A 14318-nucleotide genomic window follows, 5' to 3' on the forward strand; every position below is an offset into this window, starting at 1 on the left:
GCTACATCCTGACGGCGACGATTTCGTATCTTGGAATTGTCTGGACGCTGTCGGCAGCGGCAAGCGGGGAAACGCTTTTCCCGGTATGATGCTGCTCCGAGCCGACAATCGTCAGGTTGGATTGCTTCAGCATATCCGCAAGGTCTGAATATGTAGTGCGATCTTCATGCAGCGGTTCACCCCAGAGCGCTTCGACGGCCGTCTTCAGCTCCGCCACGGCAGCGGCAGGAAAATGCGCCGCGACGGCGGCCTTCTCGATGGTCGAAAGCCTGCGGCCGATTTCAGCGCTGCCGCGAGGCCCCCTCGGCTGGTCTTTTTCCGATAGCAACCTCTGGGAGAGAAGCAGGCGTCCGCCAGGCTTGAGACTACGCGCCCAACTGTTGACCACCTGCTGGCGTGCGCTGCGGTCGAAGAAATTAAGAACGCTATGGGCGACAACTGCCTGCACCGGCGCACAGTCGCAACCGCGAATGTCGGCGCGGTGGGTCTCGAGCGCAAAACCGGCGGAGCGGGCAAACAGCCTGTTCTGTTCGACCGTCGTTTCACAGCGATCGATCAGCACAAATTCGGGCTCGATGCCGACCGGCCTCGTTTGGCCCAGAACCATTGCCGCCAGGCCGGTGTCGGCCGCGCCCGACAGGAGAATCCGACAGCGTCCCTCCTGGGCCACGGCAGCCAATTCACGTCCAAAGAACCCCCCGCCGGCCGGCTTGGCACCTTTCGATTCCAGCAGGCGGATCATGCTCCACGTGCGATGGTAGGGCATACACCCATGGCTCGGGTCACACAGCACCTCAGCCCAATCAAACGAAAAACGGGCAAGTTGCGTGAGTGGTTCGTCGGTGTAAATCGAGAGCCGTTGTCCTGCCGGTGGGCTTTCTCGCGGGCCGTTCATTGCGATTGCATCTTCCTTCGCCGGGCCATTCTTGTTCTCCAAAGCCATCTCACCGGCCATATCCAGCGGCCCGACTGAATGAATTGGTAAGATCCGGCTGAAGGCAGGAAGTCGATTCTCCCGGTGCCGGAACTGTCGATTGCCTCGAATGCAACTTTCAACGCCGCGATAATGTGGCCACGTCGTTCCTCACGGGCGGCTGCGCCACCTTTGAACTTCGGAAAAGTCGGATTGGGGTTGACCTCGAATATCACCAATGCGCCGTCTCGCAACGTGTAGTCCACGCGGCCGAACTGGATATGGCCCGTATTGCAGGCGCGAAGCAGGTCCTCAGCGTGCGGATTGTCCTTTACGAAGGCGAGTTCCTCGCGCACGAAATCCGGGTCGGTGCTGCTTGCCGATGACTTAACGTTCCAGTCGACGGACCTAAGTATGTGCTGGGACACAATCGCGTCCCCAATGCGGAATGCGCCATACTTTCGATAGTAGCCGTTCGAATCGCGATCGGCTTCAAAGGAGACGGCGATGCGCCGCTTCATCGGCTTGGCGTTGCCCTGGAGCACGGCGATCGCCTCTTCAAGTTGGCGTGGGTTTTCCAGAAGCTTGGTTTCCGGCCCCCAAAAGCCATCTTCCATCCGGATAAAAACAGGGTAACGGGTTGGTCGCTCATCCTGCTCCAGACGCGATACTTCGACCGGGTTGATTCCTCTAATACGAAGCCGGCGGAGCAGGGCGAACCGCTCCAGGACAGTCGCGGGATGGTTTAGAATTCGAGCATCAGGGTCGGCGCGCTTTGCGGCTTCGGCAATATCCGCCGCCGCCATCATTTCCATGCCATTCAGATACTCAAAATCAGTAAAAACCAAGGTACCCGCGGGAAAGTTTAGTCGGCGGAAGACTGACTGATAGGTTTCCATGCGCAAAAGCGGCAACAAGTGCCCTGCCGACGAAATCAGCCGCCGCATCGGCGTCTGATTCAACTCGTGCACCAACACTGTGATCATCGTTGCTCGCCACCCCGTCTCGACGTCGTATAGAGAAAGTGGCGAGAGTGTCTACAGGCACGCTGGTGCCGCGAAGTGGTTGGCACTTCGTATCGCGGCATCTGGGCTGCTTCGCCGGCATCGGCACCGTCCGCTTACGGATGTTGCTATGGCCAGCACGGATCAATTTAGGCGCAAAGCTGTCAGAGAATGACGGCCTCTGTCGCGACTGCCAAAGTGATAAGTGTCAACAAGACACTCTGAAAGATCGTCCTAGGCCTCTGATCAGGACGTCGCCCGCCTCTTTCCCTCAATCCCCCGCGCCGCCTGCTCAACCGCCGCCCTGTCCGCGCCCAGCCTGTCGATCAGCTCCTGTGCCTCGTCGCCCGATATGCCGGTGCGCACGGCGAGTTCCTCGACGGTCAGCACGTCGGTGCTGGCGATCTCGCGCGGCAGGGCGTCGTCGGCGGTCAGCGGCAGAGCGGCTTCGCGGTCGATTTCGGCCTCGGCCCGGTGCCAGTGGTGCTCGGGGTCGCCAGTGCCTTCGCGCTCCCAGATCTGGTAGGCGCGCTGCTGTATCTTATGATGGCGGTCGTCTTCCATGGTGGTTCCTCCCCTGGGCTTTGAGGACGATCCGAACGACCCCAGAAATCGCGCGGTCGCAATCGTTCGCGGCGCCCTTCGCGCTGGCTATTCGCATTGCCGTCTCGGCCCGCCGGAATATGGCTGGTAGCTGTTGTCTTCCGGACGGTAGGAGCGATAGCGGCTGAAGCAGGAGGCGACATGGTCCGGTTCGCCGCCGGCAGCCGCGTAGGCGCCCGCGCCCTCGACGTAGCTTGCCTCTCGCGGCGCGACGCGGTCGGCGGCGAGATAGGGCGATACGCAGGTGCGCTGCTGTCCGCTATAGGACATGTAGCTGTTGTCGTCGGGATCGTAGGAGCGGTAGCGGCTGGCGCACCAGGCGAGATGCGGCGGCGGCAGTTCGGTCCGCGCGATGGCGCCGGTGACTGTGGGATCGGGCTGCTGCCTGGCCGGGTCCTGGGCTGGCTCCCTGGCGGCGATGTCGGCATGCGCGGACTGCTCGGGCGGCAGACGTTCGAAGTCCTGCGCCGTCTTGTCCACCGGCCGCGCTTCCCGGGTCCACAGTTCCGCCACGCTGACGGTGGGCCTTGCCTCCCGCACAGGCTTGGCGGCAAGCAGCCAGGCTGCGAAAACCAGCCCGCTGCCGAACACCGCAAGGGTCAGCACGAAGCCGCCGACCAGTCCCAAAATCGCTTTCACTCGACACTCCTTGTGTCCCTGCCAATAAAATGCGGGACATCACGGCTTGTTCCAGAAAAGCAGGCGCGAGGGACCTAAGTCTGACCGACCCACAACCGGCAGCTCGCCGAGAACCGGGTGCGGCGCGATTTTTTTCGACGGTGAAAAACAAGGGAGCGGTCGAGCCATTGGGCCAGATTACGTCCCAGCTATTCCGCCGCCTCGGCATAATCCACGGGCACATAGTTCAGGATCGGGCCGAGCCAGCGCTCGACATCGGCCAGCGGCATGGCTTTGCGGCGGGCGTAGTCCTCGACCTGGTCGCGTTCGACCTTGGCGACACCGAAATAATAGCTTTCGGGATGGGCGAGATAGATGCCGGAGACCGATGAACCCGGCCACATCGCATAGCTTTCGGTGAGGCTCACGCCGGCACTGCGCTCACCATCCAGCAGTTGGAACAAGGTCGCCTTCTCGGTATGATCGGGCTGCGCGGGATAGCCGGGCGCGGGGCGGATGCCGCGATAGGGCTCGCCGATCAGTTCATCCGGCGCCAGCGTCTCGTCGGCGGCGTAACCCCAGAATTCCTTGCGCACCTTCTCGTGCATGCGCTCGGCAAAAGCTTCGGCGAAACGGTCGGCCAGCGCCTTGACCATGATCGAGGAATAATCGTCATTGGCGCGCTCGAAGCGCTCTGATATCGCCACCTCCTCGATCCCGGCGGTGACGATGAAGCCGCCGATATAGTCCGGCTTGCCGCTGTCGGCCGGTGCGACGAAATCCGACAGCGCGACATTGGCCTTGCCGTCGCGCCTGGTCAGCTGCTGGCGCAGCGTGAAGAAAGTGGCAAGCTCCTGCGAGCGCGCCTCATCCGTGAACAGCCTGATGTCGTCGCCGACGGCATTGGACGGCCAGAAGCCGATGACGCCGCGCGGCGCGAACCATTTTTCCGCGATGATCTTTTTCAGCATCGCCTGCGCATCCTCGAAAATCTGGCGTGCCGCCGGTCCCTGCTTCTCGTCGTCGAGGATCTTGGGGTAACGCCCCTTCAGCTCCCAGGTCTGGAAGAACGGCGTCCAGTCGATGTAGCGCGCGAGCTCCGTCAGGTCCCAGTTGCCGAAAACCTTGACGCCGGTGAAGGACGGCTTCGGCGGCTCATAGGTCGACCAGTCGACCTTGTGCGCATTGGCCCTGGCCTTGGCCAGCGGCAGCCGTTGCTTGTCGGCCTCGGAGCGGGCATGCGCGTCGGCGACCTTTTTGTACTCGGCCCGCACTGTGTCGACGTAGCCGCCCTTGGTCTCGTTCGACAGCAGCGCCGAGACCACGCCGACCGCCCGGCTGGCGTCATTGACATAGACCGTCTGTCCCCTGGAGTACCGCGGATGGATCTTCACCGCCGTGTGCACGCGGCTGGTCGTCGCGCCGCCGATCAGCAGCGGAATGTCGAAGCCTTCGCGCTCCATCTCGGCGGCCATGTGCACCATCTCGTCCAGCGACGGGGTGATCAGGCCGGACAGGCCGATGATGTCGACATTTTGCTCGCGCGCCGTCTGCAGGATCTTTGCCGCCGGCACCATGACGCCGAGATCGATGATCTCGTAATTGTTGCAGGCAAGCACGACGCCGACGATGTTCTTGCCGATGTCGTGGACATCGCCCTTTACAGTCGCCATCAGGATTTTTCCCGCTGTCTGGCGCTCGCCATTGTCGATCCCATTGGCGGCATTCGCCAGTTTTTCCGCCTCCATGTGCGGCAGCAGTCCGGCCACCGCCTGCTTCATCACGCGCGCCGACTTCACCACTTGCGGCAGGAACATCTTTCCCGCGCCGAACAGATCGCCGACGACATTCATGCCGGCCATCAGCGGGCCTTCGATGACATGCAGAGGCCGCTCGGCCCCCAGCCGCGCCTCCTCGGTGTCGGCGTCGATGAATTCGGTGATGCCGTTGACCAGCGCATGGGAAATGCGCTGCTCGACCGTCCAGTCGCGCCAGGCGAGATCGCGCTCCCTGGCTTCCTTGCCGGCGGTGCCCTTGAAGCGCTCGGCGATCTCCAGCATGCGTTCGGTGGCGGTGCCGCCGGCCCTGGGCGCGCGGTTGAGCACGACGTCCTCGCAAGCCTCGCGCAGTCCCGGTTCGATCGTGTCGTAGACGGCAAGCTGGCCGGCATTGACGATGCCCATATCCATGCCGCGCTGGATGGCATGGTAGAGGAACACCGCGTGCATCGCCTCGCGCACCGGCTCGTTGCCGCGGAAGGAGAAGGACAGGTTCGAGACGCCGCCCGAGATATGCACATGCGGCAGCGTGGCGGTGATCTCGCCGGTGGCCTCGATGAAGTCGACGCCGTAATTGTCGTGCTCCTCGATGCCGGTGGCGACCGCGAAGACGTTGGGGTCGAAGACGATGTCTTCGGGCGGGAAACCGGCCTGTTCGGTGAGCAGCTTGTAGGCGCGGGTGCATATCTCGACTTTGCGCGCCTTGGTGTCGGCCTGGCCGGCCTCGTCGAAGGCCATGACGACCACCGCCGCGCCATAGGCGCGCACCAGCTTCGCATGATGCAGAAAGGCTTCCTCGCCTTCCTTCATCGAGATGGAGTTGACCAGTGGCTTGCCCTGCACGCATTTCAGCCCGGCCTCGATGATCTCCCATTTCGAGGAGTCGACCATCACCGGAACACGGGCGATGTCGGGTTCGGCGGCGATGAGGTTGAGATACTCGACCATCGCCTTTTTCGAATCGATCAGGCCTTCGTCCATGTTGATGTCGATGATCTGGGCGCCATTGGCGACCTGGTCGCGCGCCACGTCGAGCGCGGGGACATAATCGCCCGCCGTGATCAGTTTTCGGAACCTGGCCGAGCCGGTGACATTGGTGCGCTCGCCGACATTAACGAAGGGAATCTCGTCGGTCAGCGTGAACGGCTCCAGCCCGGACAGCCGCATCTTGCGCTCGATCTCGGTAATGGCGCGCGGCGGGTATTTTTTCACCGCTTCGGCGATGGCGCGGATGTGCTCCGGCGTCGAGCCGCAGCAGCCGCCGACGACATTGACCAGCCCTTCCCGCGCGAAATCCTCGATCTGCGCGGCCATGAAGTCCGGGCTCTCGTCATAGCGTCCGAATTCATTGGGCAGGCCGGCATTCGGATAGGCGCAGACGAAGGTGTCGGCGACGCCCGATATTTCAGCCAGATGCGCGCGCATGGCGTTGGCGCCGAGCGCGCAGTTGAGGCCGATGGTGAAGGGGCTCGCATGGCGCACCGAATGCCAGAAGGCGGTCGGCGTCTGGCCCGACAGCGTGCGGCCGGAGAGATCGGTGATGGTGCCGGAAATCATCACCGGCAGGCGCACGCCCTTTTCGATGAATATCTCGTTGCAGGCGAAGATCGCCGCCTTGGCGTTCAGCGTGTCGAAGATGGTTTCAATGAGAATGATGTCGGCGCCGCCGTCGATCAGGCCGCGCAGCTGCTCGCCATAGGCCAGGCGCAATTCGTCGAAGGTGACGGCGCGGTAGCCTGGATTGTTGACGTCGGGCGACATCGAGGCGGTGCGGTTGGTCGGCCCGAGCGCGCCGGCGACGAAGCGCCGCTTGCCGTCCTCCTGCTGTGCCCTCGCCGCTGCCCGACGCACCAGTCGCGCGCCGTCCCGGTTCAGCGCGTAGACGGCATCCTCCATGCCGTAATCGGCCTGGGCGATCGAGGTCGAGGAGAAAGTGTTGGTCTCGAGGATATCGGCGCCAGAGATGGCGTATTGATAATGGATCTCCTCGATCGCCTTCGGCTGCGTCAGGATCAAGAGGTCGTTGTTGCCCTGCTGGTGGCAGGCGCAGCCGGCAAAAGCCTCGCCGCGGAAATGCTCCTCGTCGAAACCGAGACCCTGGATCTGTGTGCCCATGGCGCCGTCGAGGATGAGGATGCGTTCGCGTGCCGCCGCGGTGAGCGCCGCAAGCACTTCCGAACCGTCGGGCTTGGCCGCGACGGGGCCGAACATTGCGTCCAGCGATGCAGAATTCTGCGACATTTTTTATCCTTGAGGCGACAACCATCACATAAGGATATCTTTATGTCAACATACGGAATGCAGGCGAACGCGTAGTGGCGAGAGTTTGGTGCGATGGTCATCCCGATCGACAATGTGACGGCGGCGGTCATCGTCGCCGCTGCGCCCTGCCTACACCACGACGTCCTGATACAGCCTCACCTCGCCGTCCTGGCCGCGGATGCGCCAGTCCTGCCCGTCCCGGCCCTCGACATGGCATGGCCCGAGCGGCACCTTGCCACCGCCTTCCGGCAGGTCCAGCACATAGACCGGATTGCAGATGCCCGACAGGCGGGCGCGCAGCGCGCCGGCCAGCGCCTGTCCCTGCGCAATCGTGGTGCGCCTGTGCGCCATGCCGCGCGCGAGGTCGCCATGGTGCAGGTAATAGGGTTTGACGCCGAGCCGGTACATCAGTTCGCGGCAGAGTTCCTCCAGCACCTCGACCGTGTCGTTGACGCCCTTGAGCAGGACACTCTGGTTGAGCAGCACGAAGCCTGCCTGGCGCATGACGCGGCAGGCCAATTCGGTGGCCGGCGTGATCTCCCGCGCATGGTTGAAATGGGTGACGATTGTGACCATCAGCCGGCCCTGCAACGCGCCAACCAGCCCCGGCGTGATGCGCGCGGGCAGTACGACAGGCACGCGCGTGTGGATACGCAGCAGCCTGACATGCGCGATCGCCTCGATGCGGGCGCGGATTTCAGCCAGCGCCTTGTCGGGCAGCGAAAGCGGATCGCCGCCGGTCAGGATCACTTCGCGGATTTCGGTATGGACTTCGATATAGGCAAAAGCCTCTTCGAGCGCTTCTCGCGTATAGCCGCGGCCGATCGAGGTCAGGGATTCCTTGCGGAAGCAGAAACGGCAATAGACCGCACATTGGTAGGTCGCAAACAACAGCACCCGGTCGGCGTGGCGGTGCGTCAGTCGCGGCACCGGACTGAAGGCATGGTCGGCGATCGGATCGTCGAGCTCGCCTTCCGTTTCCGTCAGCTCATCCGGCGATGGAATGACCTGGGCGCGGATCGGGTCGGCGGGATCGTTCCAGTCGATCAGGTCGAGATAGGTTTTGGGGGCACGCACCTTGTGGCGTACGGCCGCCTCCTGCGCCGCCGCGTGCTCGGCGGGTGACAGCGGCAGCGAGGCGAGATCGCGGACGTGGCGCACGCCCGCGCGGATGTCGTTTTGCCAGGCGATGTCAGCATCGCGTCCTTCGTCGGCGATGGCCGCGTCATCGAAAGTTGAGTCTGGGGTCATTGGGGCCTCGGGGCAATTCTGGCGGTGCTATCGGCCGGATGGACGGTTCGGTCAACAGCAGTGGCTCGGCGCGGATTGTCGCTGCGCTGCGATCCTTCGCATACCCCGACTATCGCCGTAATCGACCAGCGCAGCAATTTCAGGCAATCTGACCGATAAGGCGCTCCAAGGGGAGATGGGCGCCGCCTAAGGAGGACTGCCATGAGCAAAATGCCGCGCTATGAGGATGCCGTTCAGCGCTTTCGCATCGAAGATGAGATCGCGCGGTTGTATGGCAACCCTGGAACCGGCATCAATGCCTATGTCGAATGCTGCGGCCGCTACACCGGAGAAGACCGGCTGGCGCTGCGCGCGATCTCGGCCGGCGGCGAGCTTCGCGAATTCAGCTTCGACGATCTCGCCGACATGTCGGGGCGCGCCGCCAATGTGCTCAAGGCCGCCGGCGTCGGTGCCGGCGATGTCGTCGCCGGCATGCTGCCGCGCGTCCCCGAACTGGTGGCGCTGATCCTCGGGACGTGGCGGATCGGCGCGGTCTACCAGCCGCTGTTCACCGCCTTCGGTCCGAAAGCCATCGAGCACCGCCTCGGCTATAGCGGCGCCAGGATCGTGGTGACCAACCCGGCCAATCGCGGCAAGCTCGACGAGGTCGAGACATCAGCGCAAATCGCCACCATTCTTGGCAATGGCGGTGTGCTGCCTGCAGGCGACATCGATTTCCGCGCCGCGCTTGCCGCCGCCTCGCCCGAGTGCCAGCCGGTGATGCGCAAGGGCGACGACTTGTTCATGATGATGTCGACGTCGGGAACGACCGGCCTGCCCAAGGGCGTCCCGGTGCCGCTCCGCGCCCTGCTCGCCTTCGGCGCCTATATGCGCGACGCGATCGGCTTGCTGCCCGACGACATCTTCTGGAATATCGCCGATCCCGGCTGGGCCTACGGCCTCTATTACGCCATCACCGGCCCGTTGCAGCTCGGCATCGCCACGACCTTCCATGAAGGCGCCTTCAACGCCAAGAGCACTTACGACATCATCGAGCGGCTCGGCGTCACCAGCCTTGCCGGCTCGCCGACCGCCTATCGCCTGCTGATGGCGGAAGGCGCGGAAGCTGCGGCCCGCGTCAAAGGCAGACTGCGCGTGGTGAGCAGCGCCGGCGAGCCGCTCAACCCGGAAGTCATCCGCTGGTTCGACGCAAATCTCGCCGCGCCCATTCACGACCATTACGGCCAGACCGAGAACGGCATGATGGTCAACAACCATCATGGGCTCTCGCATGTCGTTCGCGCGGGCTCGGCCGGCTTCGCCATGCCCGGATATCGCATGGTGGTACTGGACGAGGCCGGCAACGAGCTCGGCCCCAACCAGCCCGGCATCCTCGCCGTAGATATCGCGAAGTCGCCGCTGCGCTGGTTTGACGGCTATCACCAGGCGCAAACGCCGGCGATCACGGGCGGCTACTACCGCACCGGCGACACGGTGGAGTACGAGCCGGACGGTTCGGTCTCCTTCATCGGCCGCGCCGACGATGTCATCACTTCGGCCGGCTATCGCATCGGCCCGTTCGACGTCGAAAGCGCGCTGATCGAGCATCCGGCGGTCAACGAGGCGGCTGTCGTCGGCGTGCCCGATCCGCAGCGCACCGAGATCGTCAAGGCCTTCGTCGTCCTGGCGCCGGCTTACAAGGGCAATTCGGAGCTCGCCGAAGAGCTGGCCCAGCACGTCAAGAAACGGCTGTCGGCGCACGCCTACCCGCGCGAGGTCGAGTTCATCACGGAACTGCCGAAGACCCCGAGCGGCAAGATCCAGCGCTTCCTGCTGAGGAAGGCGGAGGTGGAGAAGCGCAAGGCGTGATTAGGCGCCAATCTCCCCCCTCGAGGGGGAGATGTCGCCGAAGGCGACAGAGGGGGTCGTTGCGCGTGAAGCGCTAACGTCGTCTCGCGCTGCAAAAGGAGTCAGCGCTTCAAGCGCAACGACGCCTCTGGCCTGCCGGCCATCTCCTTCTCAAGGGGGCAGCTCCAACGCCGTCTTTTTTCAGCCCAATGTTGTCATGTATCCTTGGAATCGAACGTAGAGCAGGGTTTATATCATGCGGTGGGTCTGGACGTTTCTGTTTGCGCTGGTGAGCAGCGTGGCTTTCACGGCCTCGCCGGAGGACGACTATGTGGCCGCGCGTGACAAGGCGATTGCTGATATCGCGGCGCTGAACAGTGCGAACGCGGCAATCGAGACCATCGACGCTGAGAACGAGAAGGCGCTGGGCGACCTCCAGCAGCGTCTTGCCGGCATTATCGGGCCGCTGGCGGTCAAGGACTTTCCGCCAACCGGCACAATCAATATCGAAAGCCTCAGCGACTCCGATATCGGCTATGGCATGCTCGATGGGCTGCGATACACCAAGGGCGACGACGGCCCCAGCCTGGTGGCAACGACGCGAGGGCTGCTGGAGCGCTGGCTCCAGTCCAGAACCGCCGAGACCGACGAAAGTTTCAAACTGCCCGCCGGCATCGATGAGGCGCTTAAGCTGGATGCCTTCTATACCCAGGCGATCAACAGCGACGCCGCCTTCGAGGGAACGCTCGACTTTCCATTGAAGAAACCCGAAGGCGCCGACATCGCCTTCGCACGGCTCGGCGGCTGGACGCAGGACGTCGGGCCGATCTATGAGCAGGAAGTCATCGTTACGCTCGTCAAAGGCAACAGCGTGAGAATTATCGCAGCGCCGGCAGCCCCTGCCGTTCCGAAGATCGCCGCCTGCGACGCCGTGTGGGCTGCTGCGGACGCCGCCGCGCAGAAATTCCAGGAGGCCTACCAGGCATCGGACCTGAAGGACGAAAAAGCGTTCGAGTCCTCCAACGCCGCCTGGGACAAGGGCGACAGCGACTACCGGGCCTGCATGGCGCAGCGCCTGCCGGCTGACCCGGCTTTCCCGGCGCTGCTCGCCCAGGCGCAGGCGCTGGCCGATCAAATGGCTGGGAAGTAAGCCTCCCGCAAGGGCCCGCGCGGCAAGATCAGGCGGCTTGTTGCAATCTGAGGCGAATATGACTTCGCCGCTGGGTTGCAGAACGCTGCAACCTGGCGTCCTACTTTCGGACACTCATTCAGATTTCGGCTGGACCCTGGCAGCCAAAAGCTTACCGTTTGTTCTCGGATTCGTCTCGAAGCTCAAACTTAAGCTTTAGCTACTATGGTCGACCGAAGGACTACTGTCCTGGAAAGGTCTTCGGATCGAGTTGGCAGGTGCAATGCTCAATTCCGGCCGGTTGAAACGGGCCGTTTTTTCTTCCGCCAACTTGCCGGCGGCGATTGCCTTTGTCGTGCTTCTCGTCTGCGCCCTGGTTGCCGACCAGAGGAACAGAGAGGTCTCCGATCAGCTGGCGCGCGCCGACGTCCTGGCCAAGGTCAACATCATACGCGCCAAGCTCGAAGGCAACATAGGCGGCAATCTCCAGCTGGTTCAGGGTCTCGTTTCGACAATCGTTACCGAGCCCTATATGGGCCAGCAAAGATTTGCGGCACTCGCCCGTAATCTGTTCGAGCAAAAATCGCAGTTGCGCGATATTGCCGGCGCCCCCGACCTCGTCATCGCGCTGATGTATCCGCTGGAAGGCAATGAAAAAGCCATCGGGCTGGACTACCGCAAGAGCGATACGCAACGCATGGCCGCGCTTCGCGCCCGTGACCAGCGCGCGCTGGTGCTCGCCGGGCCGGTCAAACTGGCGCAAGGCGGACGTGGCTTCATCGGCCGTATCCCGGTCTTCGTGCCGACGGCGGGTGGCAGCGACCGTTTCTGGGGTATCGTCTCGGCCGTGATCGATGTCGATCGGCTCTACGCTGCCAGCGGACTGACCGACCCTGATCTGGATATCGATGTGGCGCTTATCGGCAAGGATGCGCTCGGCGGCGGCGGGGAACTGTTCTTCGGCGGCGATAATGTCGTGTCCGGCAATCCGGTGATGGCAGAGGTGCAATTGCCTTCAGGCTCCTGGCAAATTTCAGCCATACCGAAGGGCGGCTGGCCGACCGCTCCGAAAAATGAGTGGCTGTTGCGTCTGCTCATGGCGCTTGCCGGCGCGCTGGTGGTGCTGCCGATCCTCGTGGCAGGACGTCTTTTCGGTGAGCGGCAGAAAAGTGACGCCGAGTTGAGGCGCCTGTCCCGGCGGCTGGAGCTGGCGTTGGAAGCCTCTGCTATAGGCGTGTGGGAGCACGATACCGTCAGCAACGAACTCGTATGGGACGACCGCATCAACGAAATCTATGGCAAACCCGGCGGCGGCAAGACCCGTAGCTATGACGACTGGGCGCTGGCGATCCATCCCCAAGACTTCGAACGGGCTAAAGCAGATTTCGATTCGGCTGTTGCAACACAAGGCCCCTACTCTTCGCAGTATCGGCTCCTGCGGCCGGACGGCACCATTCGCCATGTGCGCACCCGCGCCAGTTTCTTCCGGGACATCGACGGCACGCCAAAAATGATCGGCGCCGAATGGGATGTGACAGGCGACGTGCTGCTCAACGAGAATCTCGTGCGTGAACGTCGCCTTTCAGAATCGAAAAATGCCGAACTGAACCTGGCCAAAGCCCGCATCGAGCATGTCGCGATGCATGATTCGCTGACCGGTCTGCCCAACCGTCGGTATCTGGACGAGATGCTTGCCGAAAACCGCGAAGCCGACGGCCGTGCGGCGTTGCTGCATCTCGACCTTGACCGGTTCAAGCAGATCAACGACACGCTCGGCCATGCAGCGGGCGATGCATTGCTGGTGCATGCTTCGAAAGTCATCAAGGCCAGCGTCGGCAGTGCCGATTTCGTTGCGCGCATCGGCGGCGACGAGTTTGTCGTGCTGAGCCATGGACGCGACGACAAGGAACTCGCCGCGCTGGCCGACCACATTATCGATGCGATGCGCCAGCCGGTCGACTATCTGGGTCACCAGTGCCGGTTCGGCGTCAGCATCGGCATTGCGGCCAATAGCGGCGTCGATGCAAGGCAGTTGCTTGTCAATGCCGATCTGGCGCTGTACCGGGCGAAAGGCCGCGGCCGCAACCGCTACGAGTTTTTCAACGAAGAGCTGCAGAGCGAGATCGTGCGGACCAAGCAGACCGCCGACGAGATTCTGGGCGGGCTCGAGCGGAACGAATTCATCGTCTACTATCAGCCGCAGTTCGACGCCAAGACGCTGGAGATCGTCGGCGTCGAGGCGCTGTCGCGTTGGGATCATCCGCAACGCGGCATGCTGACCCCCGACGCCTACATCAAGGTGGCTGAAGAACTTAATGTCGTGGCGCTTATCGACCGCACCGTCCTGGAGCAGGCGCTCGATAATTTTGAGCGTTGGTCGCGCAGCCACCTCAACATCCCGCGCGTCTCGGTCAACGTTTCCGCACGGCGCCTGGAAGACAGGGACCTGATCAAGGGTTTGCGCAAGCTTCCGATCAAGGAAGGGACCGTGTCGTTCGAACTGGTGGAGTCGATTTTCCTCGACGAAAACGACGAGCTGGTCAGCTGGAACATCGAACACATCAAGGGGCTCGGCATCGACGTCGAGATCGACGATTTCGGCACCGGGCATGCCTCGATCGTCTCGCTGTTGAAGTTGCGGCCCCGTCGCCTCAAGATCGACCGCCAGCTGGTCACCCCCATCACCAGCTCAACCGCACAGCGGCAGCTTGTGTCGTCCATCATCGACATCGGCAAGTCGCTCGGGATCGAAGTGATCGCCGAGGGCGTCGAGACGATGGAGCACGCGCGCATCCTGAAAGAGCTTGGCTGCGACATCCTGCAAGGCTTCCTGTTCGGCTACCCGATGGATGCCAAAGCCTTCAAGGCCTTCGCGCAGTCGCGCAAATGGCTGGCGGCGAGCTGACAAATCCTGGCTTTGCTGGACGCAAATG

At 62.9% G+C, this 14318-nt stretch carries 9 protein-coding genes; 3 read left to right on the top strand and 6 right to left on the bottom strand.

Annotation, left to right across the window (positions count from 1 at the left end):
* Position 1: 1 nt before the first annotated feature.
* From X750_RS147345 to X750_RS147320, 6 genes are all read right to left on the bottom strand, one after another.
* Positions 2–943, bottom strand: a complete 942-nt coding sequence (locus X750_RS147345; RefSeq protein ID WP_198020991.1) for a class I SAM-dependent methyltransferase — start codon at positions 941–943, stop codon at positions 2–4.
* Entirely contained in the window at positions 892–1899 is a 1008-nt protein-coding gene (locus X750_RS147340; protein ID WP_023695521.1) for a hypothetical protein, read from the bottom strand. The genes X750_RS147345 and X750_RS147340 overlap by 52 nt, the downstream gene beginning before the upstream one ends.
* Before the next feature lie 264 nt (positions 1900–2163).
* Entirely contained in the window at positions 2164–2481 is a 318-nt protein-coding gene (locus X750_RS147335) for a DUF2934 domain-containing protein (protein ID WP_023747869.1), read from the bottom strand.
* Between the two features lie 87 nt (positions 2482–2568).
* Positions 2569–3159 (bottom strand): BA14K family protein, encoded by a 591-nt coding sequence (locus X750_RS147330; protein ID WP_023747870.1) that lies wholly within the window; start codon positions 3157–3159, stop codon positions 2569–2571.
* A 188-nt stretch (positions 3160–3347) separates the two neighbouring features.
* Positions 3348–7157: a methionine synthase gene (gene metH / locus X750_RS147325; protein ID WP_023747871.1), complete on the bottom strand. Its 3810-nt coding sequence runs from the start codon at positions 7155–7157 to the stop codon at positions 3348–3350.
* Positions 7158–7307: 150 nt separating this feature from the next.
* Entirely contained in the window at positions 7308–8429 is a 1122-nt protein-coding gene (locus X750_RS147320) for a KamA family radical SAM protein (protein ID WP_031243028.1), read from the bottom strand.
* A gap of 201 nt (positions 8430–8630) precedes the next feature.
* On the opposite strand from X750_RS147320, the gene X750_RS147315 reads away from it, so the two are divergent.
* From X750_RS147315 to X750_RS147305, 3 genes are all read left to right on the top strand, one after another.
* Entirely contained in the window at positions 8631–10277 is a 1647-nt protein-coding gene (locus tag X750_RS147315) for an acyl-CoA synthetase (protein WP_023705193.1), read from the top strand.
* 235 nt (positions 10278–10512) lie between these two features.
* Positions 10513–11406, top strand: a complete 894-nt coding sequence (locus tag X750_RS147310) for a hypothetical protein (RefSeq protein ID WP_023705194.1) — start codon at positions 10513–10515, stop codon at positions 11404–11406.
* A gap of 262 nt (positions 11407–11668) precedes the next feature.
* Positions 11669–14290, top strand: a complete 2622-nt coding sequence (locus tag X750_RS147305; RefSeq protein ID WP_031196553.1) for an EAL domain-containing protein — start codon at positions 11669–11671, stop codon at positions 14288–14290.
* The last annotated feature ends 28 nt before the right edge of the window (positions 14291–14318 follow it).

This window comes from Mesorhizobium sp. LNJC391B00 (assembly GCF_000502535.1).
GTDB lineage: Bacteria > Pseudomonadota > Alphaproteobacteria > Rhizobiales > Rhizobiaceae > Mesorhizobium.